Annotated in this window: 21 protein-coding genes and 1 tRNA gene; 9 read left to right on the plus strand and 13 right to left on the minus strand. The window is 49.1% G+C overall.

Annotated elements, in window-relative coordinates:
• Positions 1–6: 6 nt before the first annotated feature.
• Complete coding sequence (locus FPG75_RS14960; protein WP_143307673.1) at positions 7–1,197, plus strand: NHL repeat-containing protein; 1,191 nt, start codon at positions 7–9, stop codon at positions 1,195–1,197.
• Between the two features lie 214 nt (positions 1,198–1,411).
• Here FPG75_RS14960 and FPG75_RS14965 read toward each other — a convergent pair whose 3' ends face one another.
• Positions 1,412–2,263, minus strand: coding sequence for a class I SAM-dependent methyltransferase (locus FPG75_RS14965; RefSeq protein ID WP_143307674.1), 852 nt, complete (start codon positions 2,261–2,263; stop codon positions 1,412–1,414).
• Positions 2,264–2,337: 74 nt separating this feature from the next.
• On the minus strand, positions 2,338–3,132 hold the full coding sequence (locus tag FPG75_RS14970) for an AraC family transcriptional regulator (protein ID WP_143307675.1): 795 nt from the start codon (positions 3,130–3,132) through the stop codon (positions 2,338–2,340).
• A gap of 251 nt (positions 3,133–3,383) precedes the next feature.
• Between FPG75_RS14970 and FPG75_RS14975 the strand changes: the two genes are divergently transcribed.
• Together FPG75_RS14975 and FPG75_RS14980 are read left to right on the plus strand one after the other, a co-directional pair.
• A complete protein-coding gene (locus FPG75_RS14975; RefSeq protein WP_143307676.1) occupies positions 3,384–3,884 on the plus strand; it encodes a DUF6496 domain-containing protein in 501 nt (166 codons plus the stop codon).
• Positions 3,885–3,917: 33 nt separating this feature from the next.
• Entirely contained in the window at positions 3,918–4,460 is a 543-nt protein-coding gene (locus FPG75_RS14980; RefSeq protein ID WP_143307677.1) for an alpha/beta hydrolase, read from the plus strand.
• Between the two features lie 16 nt (positions 4,461–4,476).
• On the opposite strand, the gene FPG75_RS14985 is transcribed toward FPG75_RS14980, so the two are convergent.
• From FPG75_RS14985 to FPG75_RS14995, 3 genes are all read right to left on the minus strand, one after another.
• Positions 4,477–5,382 carry a hypothetical protein gene (locus tag FPG75_RS14985; RefSeq protein WP_143307678.1) on the minus strand — a complete coding sequence of 302 codons (906 nt, stop codon included), beginning with the start codon at positions 5,380–5,382 and terminating at the stop codon, positions 4,477–4,479.
• Positions 5,383–5,608: 226 nt separating this feature from the next.
• Positions 5,609–5,682: transfer RNA gene (locus FPG75_RS14990), tRNA-Met, on the minus strand.
• Between the two features lie 113 nt (positions 5,683–5,795).
• Positions 5,796–8,330, minus strand: coding sequence for a mechanosensitive ion channel family protein (locus FPG75_RS14995; RefSeq protein WP_161596817.1), 2,535 nt, complete (start codon positions 8,328–8,330; stop codon positions 5,796–5,798).
• Positions 8,331–8,469: 139 nt separating this feature from the next.
• On the opposite strand from FPG75_RS14995, the gene FPG75_RS15000 reads away from it, so the two are divergent.
• Positions 8,470–10,035 (plus strand): glycerol-3-phosphate dehydrogenase/oxidase, encoded by a 1,566-nt coding sequence (locus FPG75_RS15000; protein ID WP_143307680.1) that lies wholly within the window; start codon positions 8,470–8,472, stop codon positions 10,033–10,035.
• A gap of 113 nt (positions 10,036–10,148) precedes the next feature.
• On the opposite strand, the gene FPG75_RS15005 is transcribed toward FPG75_RS15000, so the two are convergent.
• From FPG75_RS15005 to FPG75_RS15020, 4 genes are read right to left on the minus strand one after another with little or no spacing between them, the layout of a single operon-like run.
• Positions 10,149–10,742, minus strand: coding sequence for a nitroreductase family protein (locus tag FPG75_RS15005; protein ID WP_201747967.1), 594 nt, complete (start codon positions 10,740–10,742; stop codon positions 10,149–10,151).
• Positions 10,743–10,754: 12 nt separating this feature from the next.
• Positions 10,755–11,189 (minus strand): acyl-CoA thioesterase, encoded by a 435-nt coding sequence (locus tag FPG75_RS15010; protein ID WP_143307681.1) that lies wholly within the window; start codon positions 11,187–11,189, stop codon positions 10,755–10,757.
• A gap of 21 nt (positions 11,190–11,210) precedes the next feature.
• Positions 11,211–11,792 (minus strand): RdgB/HAM1 family non-canonical purine NTP pyrophosphatase, encoded by a 582-nt coding sequence (rdgB, locus tag FPG75_RS15015; RefSeq protein ID WP_143307682.1) that lies wholly within the window; start codon positions 11,790–11,792, stop codon positions 11,211–11,213.
• Positions 11,793–11,821: 29 nt separating this feature from the next.
• Positions 11,822–12,322, minus strand: coding sequence for a hypothetical protein (locus tag FPG75_RS15020; protein WP_143307683.1), 501 nt, complete (start codon positions 12,320–12,322; stop codon positions 11,822–11,824).
• A 128-nt stretch (positions 12,323–12,450) separates the two neighbouring features.
• Between FPG75_RS15020 and FPG75_RS15025 the strand changes: the two genes are divergently transcribed.
• The 3 genes from FPG75_RS15025 to rpsG all read left to right on the plus strand — a co-directional run bounded on the left by FPG75_RS15025 (position 12,451) and on the right by rpsG (position 14,710).
• Complete coding sequence (locus FPG75_RS15025) at positions 12,451–13,548, plus strand: branched-chain amino acid aminotransferase (RefSeq protein ID WP_143307684.1); 1,098 nt, start codon at positions 12,451–12,453, stop codon at positions 13,546–13,548.
• Positions 13,549–13,832: 284 nt separating this feature from the next.
• A complete protein-coding gene (gene rpsL, locus FPG75_RS15030; protein WP_012789278.1) occupies positions 13,833–14,213 on the plus strand; it encodes a 30S ribosomal protein S12 in 381 nt (126 codons plus the stop codon).
• 29 nt (positions 14,214–14,242) lie between these two features.
• Positions 14,243–14,710, plus strand: coding sequence for a 30S ribosomal protein S7 (gene rpsG / locus FPG75_RS15035; protein WP_143307685.1), 468 nt, complete (start codon positions 14,243–14,245; stop codon positions 14,708–14,710).
• A gap of 229 nt (positions 14,711–14,939) precedes the next feature.
• On the opposite strand, the gene FPG75_RS15040 is transcribed toward rpsG, so the two are convergent.
• The 4 genes from FPG75_RS15040 to FPG75_RS15055 are packed head-to-tail and all read right to left on the minus strand — an operon-like array spanning position 14,940 to position 20,368.
• The gene (locus FPG75_RS15040; RefSeq protein ID WP_143307686.1) at positions 14,940–18,233 is read right to left on the minus strand and encodes a hypothetical protein; all 3,294 of its coding nucleotides are present in this window, start codon (positions 18,231–18,233) and stop codon (positions 14,940–14,942) included.
• A gap of 13 nt (positions 18,234–18,246) precedes the next feature.
• Positions 18,247–18,624, minus strand: a complete 378-nt coding sequence (locus FPG75_RS15045) for a hypothetical protein (RefSeq protein WP_143307687.1) — start codon at positions 18,622–18,624, stop codon at positions 18,247–18,249.
• Between the two features lie 35 nt (positions 18,625–18,659).
• Positions 18,660–19,829, minus strand: coding sequence for a type IX secretion system outer membrane channel protein PorV (porV, locus tag FPG75_RS15050; RefSeq protein ID WP_143307688.1), 1,170 nt, complete (start codon positions 19,827–19,829; stop codon positions 18,660–18,662).
• A 35-nt stretch (positions 19,830–19,864) separates the two neighbouring features.
• The gene (locus FPG75_RS15055) at positions 19,865–20,368 is read right to left on the minus strand and encodes a T9SS type A sorting domain-containing protein (protein WP_143307689.1); all 504 of its coding nucleotides are present in this window, start codon (positions 20,366–20,368) and stop codon (positions 19,865–19,867) included.
• Positions 20,369–20,858: 490 nt separating this feature from the next.
• Between FPG75_RS15055 and fusA the strand changes: the two genes are divergently transcribed.
• Both fusA and FPG75_RS15065 read left to right on the plus strand, forming a co-directional pair.
• Entirely contained in the window at positions 20,859–23,003 is a 2,145-nt protein-coding gene (fusA, locus tag FPG75_RS15060) for an elongation factor G (protein WP_201747969.1), read from the plus strand.
• A gap of 434 nt (positions 23,004–23,437) precedes the next feature.
• Positions 23,438–24,478, plus strand: a complete 1,041-nt coding sequence (locus FPG75_RS15065; RefSeq protein ID WP_143307691.1) for a glycosyltransferase family 2 protein — start codon at positions 23,438–23,440, stop codon at positions 24,476–24,478.
• Positions 24,479–24,504 lie beyond the last annotated feature (26 nt).

The raw sequence follows: 24,504 nt of genomic DNA on the forward strand, positions 1-24,504 counted from the left end.
ATTTTTATGAAACAAAATCATTTTACCAGGTGGATGATCTTCGCCGCCTTGCTGTCGGGCGCGGCCTGCAAGAAGGACCAGCAAGGCAATAGCCCATCTGACGGAAAAGACAAACTGCTGGTGGTTACCAGCATCAGTAACGGTTCTTCACAGGTATCTTATATAGGAACACTGAAAGATCTGGGTGTAGGCAGTTATACAAATATCAACGCAAGACCCTCGTCTATCGTACCTTTTATTTATACCCGCAACAACGACGTTTTTGTAATACCCAACCGTGGAGGCGATATACTGAAAAAGTACACCCGCAGTGGCAATGGCCAGCTCTCGGAGAGTGGCAGCCTGGTATTGCCCGCTGCATCACAGCCTACAGGCTTCGCTTTTGAAAGCGATACCAGCGCCTGGTGCACCTTATACAATACCGGAACAGTAGTACGGTTCAATCCAGTGACCATGCAACTGACCGGCACGATCGATCTTCGCGCCTATGCTATCGCAGGCAGTACTCCCAATCCCTCCAACATGGTGTACGGGAATGGCAAACTTTATATTGCTGTTACACAAACATCTAATGGTTATACCAGTACGCATCCCGCACAGGTGTTGATAGTGGACCTGAAGAATGGCCAGAAGATCACCAGTACTACCGATGCGCGTACTACCTGGGCCGGTAGCATTGATGCACCGCGTTCTATGTTCTTTGATGAGAAAGGAGACCTGTATATTAATTGCGTTGGGTCATATGGCTTTGTGCCCGGACAGGATGCAGGCATCTTGCGTATCCGCAATGGTGAAACCACTTTCGATCCGGCATATTTCTTCAATATTTCCAAAGCCACGATCAGCGGGCTATCTGCCACTGTCAACTACCTGCATTATCTCACCTATGCAGGTAACGGTATTGTTTATGCAACCGGCAATATTCCTTCGTTGGTAAGCAATCCGCCTAACTATGTGACAGATCGCTCCTATGGCGCGTTCAAACTGGACCTGGCGGCAAAAACGATCACCAAAATAGGTATTCCCAATACCAACGGCTATTCTGGCTATGTGGTGCCATTTGAAGGGAAGATATTATTCTCTGCTTCATCAGTTACCGGTGTTGGTATTTACACATACGATCCCGGTTCAGGAATAGCAAGTCCGGCCCCGGTGGTGACAACACAAGGAGACCCATCAGTGATAGAGGTGTTTTAAATTATTTGTCTATTTTATTATTTTGATATTTTGATATTTAGCCTCCAGGAATGTTTTCCCGGAGGCTAAATATCAAAATATCAAAATAATAAAATAGACAAATAATTACGTGAAGCTTTCTTGTTTTTACAGTGTTTTTATCTTCGAGAAAGAAGTAACTGTCAAGGATACCTTGACAGTTGGAAATAGCAACTGTTCGGGTTTTCCGAACAGTTCAAATGGTGCTATCAGCCACCAGCAGCTGTTCTCCATTGGATGCCGCAAGGCCATCCTGTCTGTCTGCAAAATATTTTGCGGACAGATCGCTGGCCGATATAATTTTCACATCCCGGAAACCCGCCTTCACGGCGAGTTCCAGCATTTGCTCCGGCGTAAAGAAACTAAGGAAAGGCGTGCCTGCCGCCGCAGCTCCTTTCATCGCCATCTCCAATAAACGTTGTTCTGCGGGTTCCAGCAATTCCACTGGGATCAGGAAAGACATAGCCAGCATTGAACCGGGCGCCATCGCAGCTACCTGTTGCAGCAAACCGGCAACCGCTCCCTGTGTGAGATACATACTCACCCCGGTGCAGGCCACTACGGCAGGAGCTTTCATGTCAAAGCCTGCATCCGCCAGGGGCGACAGCCAGTTGGATGTTTTTTCAAAGTCAACAGGCACGAAGTGCAGGTGAGGTACGTCAAAGCCAAGCTCGCCTATACGCTGTTTCTTCCAGGCTTGTGTGGCAGGTTCGTCAATTTCATAGACGGTTATTTTCGAACCAAGGTCTTTCCGCCGTATAGCAAAGGTATCCAGGCCGGCGCCCAGGATCACGTACTGCCGCACGCCACGGCTGATGGCTGTCTCCACGAGGTCTTCTACAAAACGTGCCCGCGTAACAATCGACATGCGCGCAGGCTTCGTTCCTTCCGGATGCATATCCGGACGCTGCTGCCAGCCGGCATCCGGCGCAATCAGTTGCAGACCGGTTTCATCTTCCAGTATATACGGCGGCGCATCGATCTGTACATGAAGGGCTCTCCACAAAGCGGTACGCACTGCGGTATTATCCGGTATCGTCTTTTGCATAAATGTTGATTTAATTTGAAGCAAAGTTACCCGCGCCAACTATAGCTGAATTGTAAAAAACCGACAGCGCACTTTTAGGATGCCCATTCGGGAAAACCAGGCATCCGCTCAATGGCCTTGCGCAAATAGATACCCGGGCTCGCACCGGAAAATAATTTGAAATCACGGATAAAATGAGACTGATCGTAGTAGCCAAGCGTATGTGCAATATCTGTGAGCGAATGAAACCTGCCCCCGCGCAAAAGCGCCATGGACGACTGAAAGCGGCAGATACGTGCAAACAGGATCGGCGTAATGCCCACATGCGAATGGAAAAGCCGCTCCAATGATCGTTCAGATAATTGAAGATCGTTGAGCACGCCGGATATATCCGTACCCTGCTGCAAAGCCGCAACAGCATACGCCACTTTTTGATTATCGTTTTCATGATGACGTATCTGCTCCAGCAAAAAATTGGAGAGCAAGGCTACCCGCTCCTGTATCGTGCAACAACCAAGCAGCTGATCGGTCAGAGATGTTTTAACAAGATCAGAGAGGGAGATGTTTTGATGGGCTAACTCATTAGCATCCAGGCCAAATACCGACTTGAGCGCCGACGGATGAAAGTTTGCACCCATCGTGCGAAAGCTGCCGCTGCTGCTCAATTGCCCGTATTGCTTCGCCTGACCAAAAACAAATAATTGCGGCAGCTGCTCTCCTTCGAAACCAGTATAAGCATCAGGGTTCTCCTGAAAGATAAGCCCCGGCGCGCCGGTGCACATCACCCTGAATGTTTTATGTGATAGATCATTCGTTCGATGTTCCAGCATCCAGAAATGCTGAACATAATTTTTGAGTGGCGCCGGAGCTGCAATTAACTGGAAATGCATGTAGTGATCTTTCAAATATAAAGATACAAAATACCGCCAGACAGGATCGGGTCTACACAGGTCATATCCTTGAAACCCTTACTGCACGGGCTGCTCCAGCCATGATGCTGTAGGTTTTATTACGCATTCTGTCCGTCAAACGCCACGGGCAATGCCTGATAACCTGCGTATATCGTAAAGTATTGAGGTGGCTTGGATATTGCCGGCATCTGGATGGAAGAGATTATTTACCACACTTAAAAAATTGTCTTATGCCAGAAAAGAAAACAATTGAGCGGGCGAGGAAAGCTGCACGTCAGGGTAAATCCGCCACCACACAAGCTGGTGAGTTTGTACATAAAGAAATAGAAAAGATCCGTAAAGGCGAGCATGGTGCAAGATCCGCCAAACAGGCTATTGCCATTGGATTATCGGAGGCCCGTCGTGCCGGAGTAAAATTGAAACCGCCCAAAGCAGGAGCTGTATCCGAAAAAACACGCAAGAGCGCAGAAAGATCTTATGAAAAAGGGCAAAAGCATGAACCTGTTTCAAAAACGCGCTCACAAGCCAGGGTGAAGGCTTTGAAGAAAGAAAGCACAACGGCTGCGTCTCATGAGGCGCTCTCTCGTCAGGCGCATAGTGCAGCAACGAAACGGACAAAGTCTGAACGTTCCGCCGCAGCAAAAAAGGCAGCACAAACAAAAGGTCCGCGCGAACGTTCAGCAGCCGCGAAAAAGGCCGCAAAAACAAGAGCGAAGAAAGCCCATAGTTAAAATGAATTATTATTTTTAGTGTAAAAAGAGAAGATGAATGTCCTGTTTATTCAGGGCGCCGGTGAAGGCGCCTATGCGTTAGATCGGTTACTGGTAGAACAATTACAAAAATACGTGAAAGGAAATATGTCCTTTCATTATCCCCCGATGCCCCGGGAGGAAGCGCCGGACTATGAACCCTGGAAAGCAGTGATCCTGCAACAACTAAAAGTATTGGATGCGCCCATCGTATTGATAGGACATTCTCTGGGAGGTTCAGTATTACTAAAATTATTGTCGGAAGAAAAGGGAATTAAAAATATCAAAGCGCTTTTCCTGGTGTCAGCCCCGTTCTGGGGGGAGCCTGGATGGGAGTACGCGGTCTTTAAACTGAAAGATGATTTTAATGAGCGCCTTCCTGTTATTGATCATATTTTCATTTATCAGGCAGAAGACGATGAAATAGTCGCATTTGCCCATCACAAGCGCTATGCAGACAAATTACCCAACGCAGTTGTAAGAACATTTAAAAAGGGCGGTCATGAATTGATCACAGCAGCAGCTACCCTGGCTGATGATATTGATCAACTCGAATAACAGACTGCTTGCATTTTTAGTTCTTGATTATCTCCGGCGTGGTCCCTACAGGCCCGTAAGGATTATTTGGAGACGTCCCTCCATAATACGGAAGCCTGCTATGATCGGAAGTGGAATGTACCCACATGCTCTTGCCATCAGGCGCTAATACGCCAAAATAAGGAACTGCTCGACCTACAAATCCAGCCGGAGGATTTTCTTCATTAAATCCGCTCATATACACCCTGCATCCTTGTTGAACATACAGGGCTTGCACTGCTTTCTGATCACCATCATGCAGCAGGATACCGCTTCTAAGGTATCGTGTCACATTATTAGTACCATCTTTTATAAATTCAATGCCGGCTACATCCGGGTAAGAATTGCCATCATAATATTTACCTTTCCAGCTGGTGCCGGTCAGAGAGTATCCGGCAGCCGGGAATGGCGCCAGTTTCGCCGCAATGATCGCATTGAAATTATAGGCATTGGCGATAGTGGTGGAGCTGGTCATCTGGTTCCTGTCTGCCGAAATGATTATCCTATGCGTATCTGCCGTGGCGGCATAGATCAGCTCAATGCCTACCTGACTGGTATCCTGTTGGTTCGGATTACCTAAGTAATCTACTTTCTTTATACTTTTTATCGTCCCTTGAATGCTGTCCAGGTATATATAGCCCGACCGGTTCTGATTATAAAATATAAAATTGGAATATAGGGTAACGGCGGTATTGTCTCCATTGAATTGCAGGCAGCAGGGCGGGTCGTACTGTGTGCCCGGGGAAACAATATGATAGGTTCCTACCCATTGTGAGTTTTTCAAAAAATCAAAAGCGCCTGAAGTGACCGGAGGTGGATTGGGGCCGGGAGATGGATGGGCGCTCTTGCTGCAAGCTGCTAACAGTAACAGACTTGTGGCAGATAGTATTAATAACTGTTTCATCCGTTGATTTTTTGGAATTGGACAAGACAATAAAATAGCCGGATCTTTTATCAAAACTCCAACTTAAAAACGCATGAAGAAAGCCTCATTGAGCGGTTCACAGAGATGAGTGAGTCGGAGGGGCGATGCAGTCGAAAAGCGCTTGATTGCTGCAATGATTGTGAGTGATAGTATTGAATGTGAACCAATATAAAAAGCCGCATCATTAGATGCGGCTTTTTATCTGTAGCGAGATCGGGAGTTGAACCCGAGACCTTTGGGTTATGAATCCAACGCTCTAACCACCTGAGCTACCTCGCCATATTTCCCTTTCAGAACGTTACCAGTGGCCGCATTCCTCAAAACGGGAGTGCAAAGATAACGGCTTATAAACGAAAATTCAAAATGTATCCCGCGTTTTTTTGAAACTTTTTTTAAACATCCTTCCCGGGAGCCGGCGGACGCCATTGCTGCAACACCTCGTTATCCACTGAACGGATATGCAGATCCCGCTGTGGATAAGGCATCTCGATGCCTGCTTTATTCAGCTCATCATAGATATACGCCATCACGTCACTCTGCATCGTACCGGCAGTGCCCAGGTCGCTGATCCAGAAATACACCTTGAAGTTAATGGAATTATCGGCAAACTGGCTGAGCAGGATCACTGGCTCCGGCGCCATCATCACGCCTTCGCGGCCTTTGAAAGCGCCCAGCAGGATATCTTTCACCTGCTGCACATTGCTGCCATAACCCACGCCGATGGTCAGTTCCACACGGCGCGTACGGTTGCTCAGCGTCCAGTTGACCAGTTGCTGCGATAGCAGGTCGCCATTGGGAACGATCACTTCGGAACCGTCAGGGGCGGATATTTTGCTCGACCGTATCCCGATCTCTTTCACCGTGCCGGAGCGACTGCCCACTTCAATCACATCGCCTACTTCGATCGGTTTCTCAAATGCCAGGATCACACCGGATACCAGGTTGTTCACAATGTTCTGCAAGCCAAAGCCAATGCCCACGCCCAGCGCACCAATGACGATGGTGAGCTTGTCCATCGGAATGCCCGAAGCGGCAAAGGCCAGCAGGATACCGCCTGCCAGCACCGCCAGCCGCACCAGCAGCAAGGCAGATCCCAGCTTGTTCTTTTTGCCGGGCGCCTTCTCCTGGCCGGTGTTGCCAAAAAGATAAGAGATCAGTTGTGATAAGATGAACGCAACCCATATCACCAGCATAAAGATGATCACACTGCTGAAGGTGAAGTCTGAATTGCCCAGCTGGTGGCGGGTTAGCAGGAAATCCGAGATCGCCTCGTAAATATCGTCATACACATACAGGTTGCGTGTAATGATCATCAGCCAGCCAATGTAGCCCATCACAGTGAGAAAGGTCTTCATCTTCCGCTGTACCTCCTGGTAATCTACAAAGGAAATAAAACTACTGGTGTTCTTATTGGCTTCTACCTGTAAATACATCGCTTCCAGCACAATCTTCACGAAGATAAAAAGATTGATCGCCAGCGCCGTGCTCACCACTGCACTTGAACCGAGTATCTTGGCAAAGCTCACACGGGCAAACAACACCATCAGCAGCGACAAAGCGCTCATCAAAATAAATGATTTGAATAGCAGTCGTGTATACCTCGGCTGCACAAAAGTGGTAACGGCAGATTCCTTCAAAAGCCTTGCCCCCAGCACAATAGAGAGCACGCTGCCGATCAGCAGCCCCCATTGTTCCACGTATGTGATCTCTATCAACAGGTTGTTCAAACCATAAAGGAACAGGAGCGCCATCAACAGCAGCCAGTTCCTGAATAATGTTTTCGGGAAGACGGTACGGAAGATGTAAGTGAGCGAAATCATCGTCAGAGCGCCATTGATCTCTGTATATAAAATAGGATAACGGACAGACAACACAGATGACAAAGTCGTCACAAATATAATGGTGCTCGATATCGGGTACCGGTACACATACTGCGAATGTTGCATGATGGCCTCGGCTTCCTCTTCAGCGTGCCGCTGCTTGATGCGCCGCATATTGTAATATATCCACCACGAAAATAATCCTGCCAGCATCAGCCAGATGAAGAATACCGGCCATTGTATGGAGAAGAAAATGCCCAGCACCTTGGTGCTCTTGTGCAAAGATTGTTTTACTACCGGGAAGAAATCCAGTGGATTGATGCTGTCGCGATGCGGCTTCCAGATGTAGCGGTAGTCGCGGTTCAGCATCTGTGCGGTAAATTGATCCAGCCGATAGTCCATATCTCCGGCCAGGTTGCTCACCTCGATGTAGCGGTTGGCTACTTTGTTTTGCAGCAGCCCTATCTTCAATAGATTAATGCGGTTGGCGCTGTCCACCGCATGAAATTTCATGATCAGCGTGCTGAGTTGCCCGATATAAAAGCCATATAGTTCGCCTTCCGCGGGGATGCTGCGCATAGCAGTATCTTTTCGCAGGGAATGTATCGTATCATTGATGTTCACCAGTTTGCTGTAGTAGTCGAACAGCAGATCCTGCCAGGAGTCCAGCTTGCGGTCCAGCTGGTCCAGCATGATCTTGTTGGTATAGATATCGTTGATGTTGGGCGTGCGGTTCAGGCCTGCAATATTTTCTTTGACGAGATCCAGCGAAGCGTCCACCAGTGGCATCTCTTCGGTGATGGCCGAGGTATCGAATCCACGGCGCAGCGAGGCCATCTCCTGGTTCAGCAGCAGGGTATAACTTTCAATGCGACTGATCAATATCGCCACGCTGGTATCCGAGCGGTGAATGCCGGCCTTGTTGGAAGAATCTTTGGCCAGGTTACTCAGGCGTTTGCTCAAGGTGGCGCTGTCGGGCGTCCGGAGCGTATCTGGCGGCGGGATAGGAGGGAGGGGCCTCTTCTTATGCTGGGCTTCTGCCGCCGTGGCGGCAAAGAAAAGACAAACAAAGAGAAACACGCGTAACAATGGCCTTATAACCTGCATGTACATATGAATTGCTGATGGATGCTTACAATTTAATCAAGAAATCCTTTTCGAGAACATTTTTTGCGGCCAATTGTTCCGCCTTTCAAACTTTTATCGTCCTTTACGGTTTAAGTGTAGATGACTTTCATTTGATGATATGAAAAGAGAAGCAATCGTAGCCACACTAAGAAACGATCTCGAACCCTGGGATATTGTTATCATCGGCGGTGGCGCCACCGGGCTGGGAGCCGCAGTGGAAGCCGTCACCAGGGGATACCGTACCCTGCTGCTCGAGCAGGCCGACTTTGCAAAATCCACTTCCAGCAAAAGTACCAAACTGGTACATGGAGGCGTGCGGTATCTCGCGCAAGGCGATGTATCACTGGTGCGTGAAGCCAGCGTGGAACGCGGGCTGCTCGCTCACAATGCCCCGCATCTTGTACGTAACCTCTCTTTCGTGATCCCCACTTTTAGCTGGTGGGAAAATATCAAGTATACGATCGGACTTAAAATGTACGACTGGCTCGCAGGCCGTCTCAGTCTGGGCCGGTCCCGCCATATCTCTAAAAAAGAAACGCTGGAACGCCTGTCTACACTGAAGCAGGACCGCCTCGCAGGCGGCGTGTTGTATCACGATGGCCAGTTCGACGACAGCCGCCTGGCCGTCAATCTCGCGCAAACCATTGCCGATAAGGGCGGCACAGTACTGAACTACCTGCGTGTAACGCGCTTGCACAAAGATCAGCAAGGATTTATCAGCGGTATAACGGTGAAGGATACACTGGATGGGGGAGATGAATTTCATCTCAACACCCGCGCGGTGATCAATGCCACCGGCGTGTTTGCAGATGATATCCTTGAGATGGACAATCCCGCGGCGCCGAAGTCTATCGCCGCCAGCCAGGGTGTACATGTGGTGCTCGACAGCAATTTCCTGCCGGGCCACAACGCACTCATGATCCCTTCTACCAGCGATGGCCGCGTGCTTTTCGTAGTGCCCTGGCACAACAAAGTAGTAGTAGGCACCACCGATACGCCGGTGAATCATATCAGCCTGGAACCGCATGCGCTGGAAGAGGAGATCAGCTTCATCCTCCGCACAGCAGATCAATACCTGGCACACCCTCCGCAACGTAGCGATGTACGCAGCGTATGGGCCGGCCTCCGGCCGCTGGCAGCGCCCAAAGCAGAAGGGCATAAAACAAAAGAGATCTCCCGCAGCCACAAGATCATCGTAGCCGCATCAGGTCTCGTCACCATCATCGGCGGTAAATGGACCACCTACCGCCGCATGGCGGAAGATGTGATCCACGAGCTCGAACGCGCCCTCCGCTGGAAAGAAACCGCATCCGTAACTCATGAAATGAAACTCCACGGCGCCACCGACAACGTCAACTGGGACGATCCCTGGTATTTCTATGGCAGCGATGCCTTACATATCCACCAGATGGTAGCCACACAACCCGATCTCCAGGAAGTGCTGAGCCCCGCATACAATATTATTAAAGCACAGGTCATATGGGCCGTGAGAGAAGAGATGGCCCGTAAAGTGGAAGATTTTCTGGCCCGCCGCACCCGCCTCCTGTTCCTGGATGCCCGCGAAGCAATTCGTATAGCCCCCGCCGTAGCCGCTATCATGGCTGCCGAACTCAAAAAAGACGATGGCTGGATCACTGAACAGGTAAGGAGTTTCACGGAAGAAGCCAAAATGTATATATTATAATTAGTGCGCCTAAATATTTGAGGATTTCTTGATTTACGGATTTATGAATTTATAAGCGAACCTCAGCATTGCTATAAATTCATAAATCCGTAAATCAAGAAATCCTCAAATATTTAAATCCATTTGGTTTTCTCACTCATTGGCTTGATACGCTTGCCCGGTACCGGCGCTTCATCTGTATAACCAAGATAGAAAAATCCCATCACCTGGTCTTCTTCACCCAATTCCAGGTAATCCTTCATGGCAGGGTGGAAGGTCATACCGCCGGTGCCCCAGTAGGCGGCGATGTTGAGGGCAGTAGCGCTGAGCCACATATTCTGTACGGCGCAAGCCACAGCTGCTACTTCTTCCAGCACCGGTATCTTGGGATTATTCCCGCGTTTCATGCAGATCGCAATCACATGCGAAGCCAGGTCGCCCTGGTGTTGCAGTTTATCGTAGTTGCCAGCCACGAATTTATCTGCCGGTGTAAATTGCTTATAGATATCTGCATGATCTGCGCAGAACTGGCGGGCTTTATCACCGCTGAAAACCACAAAATACCAGGGTTCGGTATAGCCATGTGTGGGCGCCCAGTCGGCCATCTGCAGCAGGTGTTGTACGGTAGCGTCAGGGATCTGCTTGCCGTTCATGCTGGTGGGCTTTATGTTCCGGCGGCTGCTGATCACTTTGTCGAGGTAGGTAGCCGTTGTTGTTGTGTCTATCATTGATTTGTTTTTTTATTGTTCCATGCTTGCCTTCATATCGGCAGGCAGTTTCGTTACTTTTCTCTGGTGGTAGTCGAAACAGATCATGCCTGTTTTGGCTTCTGCCACTACAATGGTCTTGCTTTCACGTTGTGTGGTGATACGGTAGAAGAGGTCAAAGCCGAAGGGGCTGAAATCGCCCGCTGCTACCTCCACAAGGAAGGTATCACCATGGAAAGCTTCGCTCTTGTAGCTTATGGCTACGTCCACTATAATTAAGCCTTTGCCCGTTTCATGGTCCAGCTCTTTCGTCCCGATGCTCTTCAGGTATTGCACCCTTGCCTCGTGAAGGATGGAGAGAATGGCGTCATTGCCTACATGTCCGCCATAGTTCATATCCTGGATCCTAACAGGAATATGGGTGCTGAAAGGAAAAGCTGCCGGTAGTTCTATTTTGATCCTTGCCATTATATTATTTATAGGTAGATACTAAACTTTTGCTGATTGAAGGAAATCCACAAACTGACGGAAAGCCCTCGCCCGGTGACTGTATTGGTTCTTCTCTGCCAGGTCCATCTCTGCAAATGCCCTGGTTTCGCCTTCCGGCACAAATATCGGGTCATAGCCAAAACCTTTGTCGCCATGTACCGTTGTGGTAATATGGCCACGGCTCACGCCTTCAAACTGGTATTCCTCTCCGTTCAATATCAGTGATATCACGGTACGGAACTGCGCGCTGCGGTTTGTTTTGCCTTCCATCTCCTGCAATACCTTGGCGATGTTATCCGCTGCCAGCTTGGTTTCGCCGGCATAACGGGCGGATAATACGCCCGGTGCGCCATGCAGCGCATCGATCTCCAGGCCGGTATCTTCACCGAAGCAGCTCAGACCCGTCATTCGGTGGATGGTCGTTGATTTCTCGCGGGCATTGGCTTCCAGCGTATCATGCGGTTCCGGTATATCGATATCAATGCCCGCCTCTTTCAGCGTGATGATCTCGAACCGGTCGCCCAGCAGCGAACGGAATTCTTTCACCTTGTTATCATTGTTCGTCGCAAAGATCAATTTCATATAGTCGTTTACGTTTGCCTTTTATTGTATCAGATGCCTAATAGTTGTTTCAAGCCTGCCCAGAGCTTCGCTTTCAGCATTTTATCCGTGCCGATCAATTGCAGCTCGTCGGAAAACAGGAAGGTGGCGCCGTTCACCGTCACCAGCTGGTATAAAGGGATTTCTTCTCCCAATCCCACCTGCGCCGGCGTAATGCCAAACAGTACGCCCTGCTTGATAAGCACGCCCGCCTGCCAGTCGATAAGGCTCAATCCCCGCGCTGAAACTGTGTTGATCAGCGATACATCCTGCATGCCCAGTTTACAGGCATTTAATATATTGGTAAGGAGGTTGAATAATTCCTCGTTTAAATACGCTTCATTTTCGTTTTGTATGAAGAGCGCAATGTTTTTTTGATTTTCTCCTAAATATTTCACTTTAGGGGCTGCTTTTTGCGGCGCCGCAACAGGCGTGCTTTTCCCGGGAATGATCGGCTGGGTAAAGATTTTAGCCACAAAGTAAGGGTCGAGTTCCAGTTGCTCAAGTGACATACTTATTATGATTTAATTTTATGTGACAATCCCGCGTGGGGAAAAATCAGTTTATTTGCACTGCCGTCCATCCAGACGGGCCCTATGCCGATAAAAATGTAAAAATATTGAGATAAAATTGATTAACCATGATGGTAGCAAAATCAACAGTTAAGGAAGAAGCACTGCAGAAGATCAAAGTCACAAAAACTACCGCGAGCAGGTTAAGTGAAGTGGATTTTGACAATCTGGTTTTTGGGAAAAAATACGCCGACCATATGCTGGTGGCGGATTTCGACGGGAAAGAATGGAAAAATGCCCAGATACTCCCTTTCCAGAACCTTTCCGTAAGCCCCTCCAACGCCGCCTGGCACTATGGCCAGGCTATCTTTGAAGGTATCAAAGCTTATAAGGATCCCCAGGGTAATCCCATGATCTTCCGCCCTTACGATAACTACAAGCGCTTCAATATCTCCGCAGAAAGAATGGGCATGCCCGAAGTGCCGGAATGGCTCTTTATCGGTGGCCTGGATCTTCTCATTGACCTGGACCGCAATTGGATACCCACCGGCGACGGCTGTTCCCTCTACCTGCGTCCTTTCATGATCGCTGCGGATGAGTTCATCGGCGTTCGCCCTTCTGATACTTACAAGTTCGCTATTATCAACTCACCTTCCGGCCCTTATTTTAATAAGCCGATCAAATTGCTGGTGCAGGATAAATATGTACGCGCTTTCCCCGGCGGGGTGGGCTATGCCAAGGCCGCAGGTAACTACGGCGGCGCCATGTATCCTACCATGCAGGCCAGGAAACAGGGTTATGACCAGATACTGTGGGTAGACGGCTACGAACACAAATACCTGCAGGAATGCGGCACCATGAATGTTTTTGCGATCATTGGCAATACTGCTGTCACACCGGATCTTACCCAGGGCACCATCCTTGAGGGCGTTACGCGCGCCAGCGTGATGGATGTACTCTCCGACATGGGCCTCACGGTGGAGGAAAGGCCGGTTTCCATCGATGAGATCGTGACGGCCTATAAAAAAGGCAGCCTCCGCGAAGTGTTCGGCACCGGCACCGCTGCCAGCGTGGCCTACGTAGAACAGCTGGATTACAAGGACGAACACCTGCGGCTCGACACTGCTAAATATGAAGTGGGCGCCGAAGTGATTCGCCGTTTGGATGCGATCCGTACCGGCAGGGCAGCAGATACCCGCCACTGGAATTATCGGGTAGGTGAATAATCAGCCAGTTATGTATTAATATAATAGATTAGATGGACTGTGAAAAAGCAGTCCATCTTTTTTATGGTAGTTTCTGTCAGAAAGCATACCTTTGCAATCCGGTTTCAGGTAAGGTATCAATTACCGGCAACCAAAGGCCACCCGGCCCGCCGGGATAATAATCCGGCAAAATTTTTCAGAACAATTTTGTTATTCACATATATTAGTTTTACCTTTGCCCTCCCAAAATCCCATATGGGAAATTTGGATGTCATTGTAAACCGACATAAAAAACTAGGTAAAGAATGCCTACTATACAACAATTAGTAAGAAAAGGAAGAGAAATTATCCGGGCTAAGTCCAAGTCCAGGGCGTTAGATAGCTGCCCTCAGCGTCGCGGCGTTTGTACTCGTGTGTACACTACCACGCCTAAAAAACCTAACTCCGCTTTGCGTAAAGTGGCAAAAGTGCGTTTGACAAACAAAGTTGAGGTAATTGCCTATATCCCAGGTGAAGGTCACAACCTGCAGGAACACTCTATCGTACTGATCCGTGGTGGAAGGGTAAAAGACTTACCAGGTGTACGTTACCACATCGTTCGCGGTTCTCTCGATACTGCTGGTGTGAAAGACAGAAAGCAGAGCCGTTCCAAATATGGTACTAAAAAGGAAAAGGCTAAGAAATAACAATTATAAATAGTCGTAATTTTCAATAAATGAGAAAGCAAGCTGCAAAGAAATTGCCTCTGGCTCCCGATCCAAGATTTAATGACAAGCTGGTTACCCGCTTTGTTAATAACGTAATGGAACAGGGAAAGAAGAGCATTGCCTATAAAATTTTCTACGATGCTGTGGATAAGGTGAGCCAGATGACCGGCGAAAACGGTTACGAGGTTTGGAGAAAAGCATTGAACAATGTTACTCCTGCTGTAGAAGTTAGAAGCCGCCGTATCGGTGGTGCTACCTTTCAGATCCCCGCTGAAGTACGTCCCGATAGAAAGGTGTCCCTGAGCATCAAATGGTTGGTTCGCTACGCTGGTGAAAGAAACGGTAAGAGCATGGCTGATAAGCTGGCAAACGAAATCGTAGCAGCAAGCAAAGGTGAAGGCGCAGCTTTCAAAAAGAAAGAAGATACTCACCGTATGGCTGAAGCTAACAAAGCTTTCTCTCACTTCAGAGTATAGTTATCGCCCTAACAGGCAACTCAATATATTTGGCAAACAGTTCCTTCATGGAGCTGTTTGCCTTTTGTGTTTATAACAAGGTTCAAGTATGGATACTGCCTGTATGCTCCCTGTATACTCCCTGTATACTGCCTGTATACTGCCTGTATAGCGTATGGATAAGGTATGCTCACCATAAAGAAAGGGCTGCCCGATGGCAGCCCTTTTTTCATCTCATCTCTCGAAACTATTATTTAACATTCACCAGTACTTTGATCTTCCCGGCAACACCGGCAAATTCCTGCAAAGCCTTACCAATCACCTGCCCCGGCCGCACCTTGTCGGGATCGGCCTTCATGGCGTATCCCGGCTTGCTGGAAGTTACCAGCAGATCGCCCCGGTGGATCTCCCCGTTCTCATTACATACCTTCGTCGGTATCACACCCACCACGCCCATCGGTACCTTGCCGGACATATCTGCATCTACCTTTTCTTCTGTCATCAATACCCCCGGTTTGGTGGCATATACACCCACTACCAGGGTGGAGTAGGGCGTGGCTGATTTTTCCACCATACGGTCGCTATCCGTAGAAATGATCAACACATCCCCCGGTTCATATGTCTGGGCACTACCTTTCACATCAAAGGCTTCCGCCATATCAGCTCCCCCTGTGACTGCACCGCCATCAAAGAAGCCCTTGCCGGTTTTGTCAATACGGGCAACATTAAGGCCGCCTGACTGGAAGATAGCCACATTACCCGAAGCCCCGTTGTGGTTAGCAATGAAACAAGTACCCAGGTCATTGGTGGTGGCTAATAAGGTAGTGCCGAAACCCGTAGATTCGGTATGCTCGAAGTAGCCGGCAAAACCTCCGGTGCCTGAGGCCACGCCATAAACGCCTGCTGCACCACCGTTCCCGAATATGGTATTTACCTCTCCCCGCACGCCGGCGCCTACACTCGTAGTATTGTTCACGAAAAAATTACCGGCATTACCCAAAGAATGATCTCCAATCACACCGCCGCCTCTGTTGATCACCTGGAGCGTATTGTCTGTGTTGGCAGTGTTATTAGTTTGAATAAGTACAGCATTGCCGGAGGGGCCGCCGTGATCCAGCTCCGTAGCCGTTCCCTGCCCTTGCGAGTTGACATATAATGCACGCCCGTAGCCAGTGGTACTGGTATGTTCAAAAAATCCTCCATAGCCTCCCGTACCGGAAGCCACACCGTATACGCCGGCTGTCCCTTCATTTCCGAAAATACTGTTCACCTCTCCACGTACGCCTGCGCCTACGCCGTTGGTATTGTTGTAAAAGAAATTGCCCGCATTTCCCTGTGAGCGATCGCCAATGGATCCACTACCTATGTTAATCACGTCCACAGTATTATGTGTATTGGCAGTATTAGTATTCTCAAAGAAACCCGCCCTGCCGGTAGAGCCACCGAGCCCCACCCGGCCCGCCACCGCTGCCGCCGTACCGCTGCTATTGGTAGCAATGAAACCATAAACACCATATCCGCCACCGTCATTGCGGCCTACTGAGGCGCCGATGCCAGCGCCGGTATTGCCTCTCGCCGTTACTGCCTCTCCACCGCCGCTATTATCTCCTACAATGCCACCGCCGCTAATATTGGTGGCCGTACCGTGTACTGCAAATCCGCCTATGGCAGTGGCATCCACCGCATTACCGCCGCTCTGCGTCGTTACTACCACTGTAGATATGGTATTGGAGGTACTAATATTCTCAAACTTACCCGCGCTTCCGGTACCGCTGGCAATACCAACGCGTCCTAATACAGCCACCGCATTACCGGAAGCATCTGTTGTAACAAACCCTTCTACACCATAACCTGGTCCATCATTCCGGCCTACTACGGCGCCGGTAGGTATGCCGGTTGCACTTTGAGTAAGCCCCGTAACTGCCTCGCCGCCACCATTATGCTTGCCAAGTATACCGGCTCCGGACAAGGCCTGCGCAAAACCATGTACGCCCGATGCGCCCGTACTGAGGGAAGATATACCATCTCCGCCAACAGTGCTCACATTAATGCCTGTGCCGCCACCAACCGTGGATATCATCGTTACGCTACTATTGTTGGCATTGTTACTGATGCCGAAATTAGCGGCCGAGCCGGTATTGCTGGTGCCATACACGCCAGTACCGCTACTGCTATTGCCATATACACCAAAACCGCTGCCTGTTGCATTGCCATATACGCCTATGCCGGTAGGTACAGAACCATACACGCCCCAACCACTGCCAGCCTGGGAACCCCACACCCCGATTCCTAATCCACCAGTCCCGTTATTAATCCCACGTACAGCAGTAGAGAAACCTCCCGGCGTGGTAGAGGATATCGTGCCCCGCACAGCATTGACACTGCTGCTGGTAGAGGAGTTTATACCTTCTATGGAAGCGCCTATACCCTGATTTGTAAGGGAAAACAAGCTGGTAGGAAGGTTGAACGTATTCACATACGGTATGGCGAAACCCGCTGCTGCAGCCGCTGGCGACCAGTTGGTGCCATCAAAGGTAAGTACCTGGCCAGCTGCCGGCGCAGTAGTAGCTACTGGTTTGCCCTGCAATTTGGCTACGCCGGGATTGGGATAAGTGCCGCTCAAATCACCGCCGGCAGCGCCATTCGGTGGCAGACTGGCAGGAATCACACCGGGGGCCAGCTTGGCCGCGGTAACGGCGGCATTTGCGATGGTCGGATTAGGATAGTTGCCAGTAAGGTCACCGCCAGCAGCTCCGGTAAGACTTCCCGCTGGCCCAACAGGTCCTTGTGGTCCAACAGGTCCTGCCGGTCCGGTCAAGCCTATGGGTCCCGCAGGTCCAATAGGTCCCATCGGCCCGATTGGGCCTATAGGACCGGTCAAACCTATGGGGCCTGCTGGTCCTACAGGTCCGGTTAATCCCATGGGCCCTGCCGGTCCTACAGGTCCCGTCGGCCCTGCCGGCCCGGTTAACCCTGCTGGTCCGATAGGTCCTGCCGGTCCTGCAGGCCCTGTTAATCCAATGGGCCCGGCGGGTCCAGCCGGCCCTGTTGCACCAGCCGGTCCGGTAGCGCCAGTGGCGCCTTGCGGCCCCGCCGGTCCAGCCGGCCCTTGTGGCCCTGTTGGGCCAGGATTACCGGTAGCAGATACCATCGCAAAGGGTACGCTCATTAACTGACTGGTACCCAGCTCACTGAAATTACCGCCATTAGTGGCAATTTCAACACGTAAAAACTGATTGGCATGCGCCCAGGGTACACCTGCAAAAGTGCCGGTAACCGGGCTGCCCTTGCCTATCTGTAAGGTGAATAAACCAAGTTGATTGGTTGTTACATCATGTGTTTCCTGATACTGAACGTTGCCCGCCGGGGAACCATCCAGCACAGAGAAACGCACCTGCATCGGCTGGTTCGATAGTATTGTACCGTTGGCATTACGCGCCACGGCCTGATAGTTGATGCCCGAAAAGCCGCTTTGTGCCTGGGTTTTAGTATAATGAATCAGGCAAAAGATGACAAACGTAGTGTATAGAAATATCCTTTTCATAGCTTTTGTTTTTTTATTGTTGTCTGGCGGCTTTTTCAGCTGATTCTATTCGTATAGCCGGTGGGGTTTTAGCAATATTTGATTGTATCCTCGATGCACTTTTATCTTGTGTTGCGGGTGCCGGCGTGATTGCGTTAGCGCGCCTGCTGTTATTGCCGGCATCGTTTTTTGTATCAGAAGCAGTGGGCGATTGTGTATTGGTGTGGGTAGCTAATGTATTGAAACGAGCTTGCGAACCCGCTTCTCCACCCGGTTTTACAGGTACTTCCTTTTGGAGGTTGATCTTGTCGGCGCCTGTTTTTATCGGCACATTTTTAGGGGCTTGCTGCGCCTGCACGCTTGTTACAATAAGCAGCAACATCAAGCCAATGAATGCAATAAAAAGTTTCATATGAATCGTTTTTTTGAAGATGAGCGATGATGGAATTATTGATCTTTGGCAGCCTGGTGGCCGATGTTATACACAAGCGAGAATTTCAATGTCCGCCTTTCTCTCAGGCTACCATCTGTGGGCATGAGGTAAGCCAGGTCAAAACCTATGTTTTGCACGCGCACGCCAAGCCCGGCTGAAAAGTGTTGCCTGTAGCCTTTGTTGGGATGCTCGTAGAAATAACCTGTGCGCACAAAAAAGACACGTCTGTAGGCATACTCGATCCCTGAGCCGATCGCGAACTCCCGTAACTCTTCGCTAAACCCTCCCGGCGCATCGCCGAAAGAAGAGAAGATCGCCTCTACCACGCCCCGGTTGGGATCTTTGCCTTTCAGTATCTGATTGGTAGGAATGCCGTTTGAATCCAGTGCATAAACTGGTGGCGTGGGCACCAGCAGTTTGTTGATATCCAGCGAAAGGGTGAACTCATGATCGGTAGTGTGCACAAACGTATAGCCGGCGCCGATACGAAGGTTCATCGGCAGAAAACTCTTTCTGTTGGCGTCATCTGTGTACTGCAACTTCGTACCTACGTTGGTGATACTTACACCAAAACAATAGCGGTTGCCAAAATCCAGTTTGTCCACACTGTTCTGGTAATAGAAGCCGATATCGCCAGCTACCGCGGATGCCGGCTTTTGCTGCAATCCGTTAAAGGAGCCCTGGCCCAGCTGACTGCGCACATATCTGATGCCCAGGGACACGGCAGTGTGCTGCCCCAGTTTGCGTGCATAACTGCCGTCAACCGAAAATTCACGGGGATTATAATCTTGTAACACGGTGCCATTGTCGTCTCTGAAAGTAACATTGCCATAGTTGAAATATTTCATGGAAATGCCGATCCCTTCTGATTCGTGCCAGGTCTTGTAGGCAGATACATAGGCCATGTTGGACTGGTTATTATTCAACTCCCACATCCAGGGAGAGTAATTGGCGCTGATGCCCCAGTCGCCCGCAAATACAATTTTTGCGGCATTGGAAAACAGCGCATTGGGGTCAGGCTCAAGGCCTGTGGTAGCGTCGCCTGTGCCGCTGCTACGTGCGTCAGGGTTTACCAGCAGAAAACTGGCGCCGATGTTAGGAGGCTTTTGCACGCCCTTCTGCGCAACGGCAGTCGTACATAGCAACATGGCAGGAATGATAACACTGGTGAAGTAATGTTTCATGATCTCGTCTTTTTAAGATGAGCAGGTTGATGGGGTTATTGTATGATGAGCTTTTCGAAGTACACCGTGCCATTCATTTTAAGCATAACAGTATAGATACCGGCCGCAAAATGGTTGACCGGCAATACCACAGTGGTTTTGCCTGGTCCCAGCTCAATGAGCTGGGTATGCAAGGTTTGCCCGGCAGTATTGATCAGCTCCAGCGTCACGGTGGTGCCCGCGATCAGCTCAAAGGTTATCTTTACATTGGTAGCCGCAGGATTGGGGAAGAGAATATAACTTTTCACTGCATTGCCGCCTGGCGGTAGCTTGGGCAGCTCCTCCGGTTGATGGAAGCCCTGAGTAAGTAACATCCTGCCATCAGTAATAGGAGTAATTGCTGTTTCGCCTACTGTGTACTGGATTTGCAACTGGTTTACAATCCGGCTGCCACCGGCAATTGCCACAACCTGTCTGTTGAGTACCTGCGCATTCACGGATGGGCATAGCCATGCCATCATTAATAACATGCCTGCACAGGCTGGGGTACATACTTTCATAATAAATTTGGTTGATCGCTGTCCTGGTACTAACTAGGTGAATTTTATGGGGTGCCCGGTACTGGTCACACAGTTATTGCAATGCTCAGCCACATGACAGACGGGGAGATAAACAAACGGGAAGATCCCGTGATTAGATAGTACAATTCAGGGCCATCGACTTCAATTTTTAGTTAAAACAATAATGATAACGCAACTCCATGCTTTGGGGAATAGTGCTTTGCTTTGGGAGTATAACGGGTTAAATTTGCGGCAAAACTCCCGGCCCGAAAAGCGGGATTTAAATTCTGGCGGTTTTTGCTGAAAAAGCGGCAGGTACAGTTCGACAAACGGCTAAAGTATACTAACCCATAGATGTTTTTCCTTATATCGACCAAGGGATTGGTTGTTAAAAAGAAATAACAATTTGGCAAACTGGGAGCGTTTTATTTATTGTTAAAAATAGATTACCTTTGCCCCCCAAATCGCATTATTTAGTCATTTTAATATTATGGCAGACTTAAGATTTCAAAGGAACTTTGGTATTGCGGCGCACATCGATGCGGGTAAAACCACTACCACAGAGCGTATCCTGTATTATACAGGTAAATCCCACAAAATTGGTGAGGTGCACGAAGGTGCCGCTACCATGGACTGGATGGCACAGGAGCAGGAGAGAGGTATTACCATTACATCTGCTGCTACCACTTGTTTTTGGAATTTTCCCACTCAACAAGGTAAAGGAACTCCAGATACCAAACAATATAAATTCAACATCATTGATACTCCGGGCCACGTGGACTTTACCGTTGAGGTAGAGCGTTCCCTCCGTGTACTGGATGGTCTGGTGGCACTGTTCTGCGCTGTATCCGGCGTTGAGCCTCAGTCAGAAACCGTTTGGCGCCAGGCTAACCGCTACCGCGTTCCCCGTATCGGTTTCGTTAACAAAATGGACCGCTCCGGTGCCGACTTCCTGAACGTGGTTAAACAGGTAAAGGAAATGCTGGGTGCTAACCCCGTTCCCCTGACCCTGCCTATCGGTGCTGAAGATACCTTCAAAGGCGTGGTAGATCTGATCACCATGAAAGGTATCATCTGGGACGAAGAAGGTAAAGGCGCTACTTACCAGGAAATCGAAATTCCTGCGGATATGAAAGAAGAAGCTGAACAATGGAGAGCTAACCTCGTTGAAGCAGTAGCCGAATACGACGACAAACTCATGGAGAAATTCTTCGAAGATCCTAACTCTATCTCCGAAGCTGAAATCCACGAAGCGATCCGTAAAGCAACCATCGATATCGCTATCATCCCGATGATGTGCGGTTCTTCCTTCAAAAACAAAGGCGTTCAGAAAATGCTGGATGCGGTTTGCCGCTACCTGCCTTCTCCAATGGACGTGGATGCAGTAAAAGGTACCAATCCTGATAACGGTGAAGAAATTGAACGTAAACCAGATGCAAAAGAACCATTCGCTGCACTGGCGTTCAAAATCATGACCGATCCTTTCGTAGGCCGTCTGGCGTTCTTCCGCGCTTATTCCGGTCACCTGGATGCAGGTTCTTATGTACTCAATACCCGCACCGGCAAGAACGAGCGTATCAGCCGTATCATGCAGATGCATGCTAACAAACAGAACCCGGTTGATTTCATCGAAGCTGGTGATATCGGTGCTGCCGTTGGTTTTAAAGATATCAAAACCGGTGATACCCTGTGCGACGAAAACCATCCGATCGTACTGGAATCCATGACCTTCCCTGATCCGGTGATCAGCATCGCCATCGAGCCTAAAACTCAGGCAGACGTTGATAAAATGGGTATGGCCCTCGCTAAACTGGTAGAAGAAGATCCTACCCTGAAAGCGAAAACAGACGAAGAAACCGGCCAAACCGTACTGAGCGGTATGGGTGAGCTGCACCTCGAAATCATCGTTGACCGTATGCGTCGCGAGTTCAAGGTAGAAGTAAACCAGGGCGCTCCTCAGGTGGCTTACAAAGAAGCTATCACCGCTAAAGTTGAACACCGCGAAGTGTTCAAGAAACAAACTGGTGGTCGTGGTAAATTCGCTGATATCCAGGTAGAGATCGGCCCTGCTGATGCTGAATGGCTGAAAGAAAACGATGGTAAATCATTCCAGTTTATCAACGATATCTTCGGTGGTGCTATCCCGAAAGAGTTCATCCCGGCTGTACAGAAAGGTTTCGAACAATCTATGGGTCAGGGCGTACTGGCAAACTTCCCGCTGGTAAACCTGAAAGTGCGTCTGTTCGACGGTTCCTTCCACGCAGTGGACTCCGATGCAATGTCTTTCGAACTTTGCGCTAAACAAGCATTCCGCGAAGCTGCCCGCAAAGCTAAACCAGTATTGCTCGAGCCGATCATGAAAGTAGAAGTACAAACTCCTGATCAGTACATGGGTGATGTTACAGGTGACCTGAACCGTCGTCGTGGTATGCTGGAAGGTATGGACTCTAAAAACGGTGTACAGGTAATCAAAGCTAAAGTTCCGCTGAGCGAAATGTTCGGTTATGTAACCCAGCTGCGTTCCCTGTCTTCTGGCCGCGCTACTTCCATCATGGAATTCTCTCACTACTCTCCTGCGCCTAACAACGTAGCTGAAGAAGTGATCGCTAAAGTAAAGGGTAAAGTAAACGCTTAATTTTTAGCTCTTTTATAGGAAAGGTTGCCTCCGCTTATAGCGAGGGCAACCTTTCTGCTTTTATACCCGATGGCATGAACATGCTATTGTAATCAAGCTGGAATTTAATATTTTCGGTAAAATAACCTTACAACTGCATAATACTTTTTGCCGACTGCCAGGGTTCCCGAGTTATCGGGAGCCCTTTTTATTTCAGGATTTTTTAATCTCTGAATAGGGGGGAGACAAAAATAAGCCGTCTCTTATGTATGTCAGTCTATATGTGATATGCACCTGATTGCCTGTAGTTTTTACTGATAGCCACCAATAATATGTCGTTCTTGAACACATTACATTTACCTCCTGCAACTGTTATCCAGAGGTCGGGAGCTTGGTTGCAATGACTTCCGGCCTTCATTTAAAGTGTCACCAGAACGATCAAATTTGTGCATAAGATGAAGAAATTGATTTCCATCGTTGTACCGGTTTATAATGAACAAGGTAATGTCGCACTCCTGAACCAGGCAGTGCAGAAAGTATTTGAAGCATTACCTTACAGGTTTAATATCCTCTTCGTGGACGACGGCAGCCGCGATGGTACCCTCGACGTTCTGAAGAACCTCGCCCTTGTCTATAAAAATGTCCGTTATATTTCCTTCTCAAGGAACTTCGGCCACCAGGCTGCTCTCAAAGCCGGTCTCGATATGGCTGATGGCGATTGTGTGATCAGCATGGACGGCGACATGCAACATCCGCCCAAACTGATCCCCCTGCTGCTGCAGAAATGGGAAGAAGGCTATGAAGTAGTATATACCCTCCGCCAGGAAGATAATAAGCAGCCATTCCTGAAAAGGAAAACATCCAATCTTTTCTATACCGTGATGAGTAAGCTCTCCGAAATAGAAATAGAAAAAGGTTCCGCCGATTTCCGCCTGCTCGATAGAAAAGTAGTGGACGTGATCCGTAACCTCCAGGAATACGATCTCTTTTTCCGCGGGCTTGTAAAATGGGTAGGCTTTAAACAACTGGCCATAGAGTATATGCCCGAGCAACGCTCCTCTGGCGTGTCTAAATACACTTTCAAGAAAATGTTGTATTTCGCATTGCAGGGCTTTACCTCTTTCAGTACCCGTCCATTATATGCCGCCACTTATATCGGGCTTGTCTTCTCCCTGTTATCATCACTGTATATTCCTTACGCGTTTTTCAGTCTGATCTTTGATCACCCGATCTCCGGCTGGGCGTCCATTATCGTTACTATTGCCTTCTTCGGCGGTCTGCAACTCATGATCCTGGGGATTATCGGTATCTACCTCGGCAAGTTGTTCACACAAAGCAAACAACGCCCGGTTTACCTGGTCAGTGAAAGCAACATGGAAAAGCATGCTCCTACGATGTGGTCTACAGATATGATCAGAGAGAATAATTTAGGTATTACAAAAGAAAGATATATACTGAGGGAGAATAATCTCGTTGTAGAAAGGAACATCTCATAGCGAAGCCCGGCAAAGGAAAAGCATTT

Source organism: Chitinophaga vietnamensis, assembly GCF_902167635.1.
GTDB classification, from domain to species: domain Bacteria; phylum Bacteroidota; class Bacteroidia; order Chitinophagales; family Chitinophagaceae; genus Chitinophaga; species Chitinophaga vietnamensis.

Coding starts and splice junctions, on each gene's coding strand:
- porV (WP_143307688.1), bottom strand. CDS start 19,829: ATGAAACATTACTTCACCAGTGTTATCATTCCTGCCATGTTGCTATGT.
- FPG75_RS15010 (WP_143307681.1), bottom strand. CDS start 11,189: ATGGCAAGGATCAAAATAGAACTACCGGCAGCTTTTCCTTTCAGCACC.
- rpsG (WP_143307685.1), top strand. CDS start 14,243: ATGAGAAAGCAAGCTGCAAAGAAATTGCCTCTGGCTCCCGATCCAAGA.
- FPG75_RS14995 (WP_161596817.1), bottom strand. CDS start 8,330: ATGCAGGTTATAAGGCCATTGTTACGCGTGTTTCTCTTTGTTTGTCTT.
- rdgB (WP_143307682.1), bottom strand. CDS start 11,792: ATGAAATTGATCTTTGCGACGAACAATGATAACAAGGTGAAAGAATTC.
- FPG75_RS15055 (WP_143307689.1), bottom strand. CDS start 20,368: ATGAAAGTATGTACCCCAGCCTGTGCAGGCATGTTATTAATGATGGCA.
- FPG75_RS15005 (WP_201747967.1), bottom strand. CDS start 10,742: ATGATAGACACAACAACAACGGCTACCTACCTCGACAAAGTGATCAGC.
- FPG75_RS15045 (WP_143307687.1), bottom strand. CDS start 18,624: ATGAAACTTTTTATTGCATTCATTGGCTTGATGTTGCTGCTTATTGTA.
- FPG75_RS15025 (WP_143307684.1), top strand. CDS start 12,451: ATGATGGTAGCAAAATCAACAGTTAAGGAAGAAGCACTGCAGAAGATC.
- FPG75_RS14975 (WP_143307676.1), top strand. CDS start 3,384: ATGCCAGAAAAGAAAACAATTGAGCGGGCGAGGAAAGCTGCACGTCAG.
- FPG75_RS14960 (WP_143307673.1), top strand. CDS start 7: ATGAAACAAAATCATTTTACCAGGTGGATGATCTTCGCCGCCTTGCTG.
- FPG75_RS14980 (WP_143307677.1), top strand. CDS start 3,918: ATGAATGTCCTGTTTATTCAGGGCGCCGGTGAAGGCGCCTATGCGTTA.
- FPG75_RS14965 (WP_143307674.1), bottom strand. CDS start 2,263: ATGCAAAAGACGATACCGGATAATACCGCAGTGCGTACCGCTTTGTGG.
- FPG75_RS14970 (WP_143307675.1), bottom strand. CDS start 3,132: ATGCATTTCCAGTTAATTGCAGCTCCGGCGCCACTCAAAAATTATGTT.
- fusA (WP_201747969.1), top strand. CDS start 20,859: ATGGCAGACTTAAGATTTCAAAGGAACTTTGGTATTGCGGCGCACATC.
- FPG75_RS15000 (WP_143307680.1), top strand. CDS start 8,470: ATGAAAAGAGAAGCAATCGTAGCCACACTAAGAAACGATCTCGAACCC.
- FPG75_RS15040 (WP_143307686.1), bottom strand. CDS start 18,233: ATGAAAAGGATATTTCTATACACTACGTTTGTCATCTTTTGCCTGATT.
- rpsL (WP_012789278.1), top strand. CDS start 13,833: ATGCCTACTATACAACAATTAGTAAGAAAAGGAAGAGAAATTATCCGG.
- FPG75_RS14985 (WP_143307678.1), bottom strand. CDS start 5,382: ATGAAACAGTTATTAATACTATCTGCCACAAGTCTGTTACTGTTAGCA.
- FPG75_RS15065 (WP_143307691.1), top strand. CDS start 23,438: ATGAAGAAATTGATTTCCATCGTTGTACCGGTTTATAATGAACAAGGT.
- FPG75_RS15020 (WP_143307683.1), bottom strand. CDS start 12,322: ATGTCACTTGAGCAACTGGAACTCGACCCTTACTTTGTGGCTAAAATC.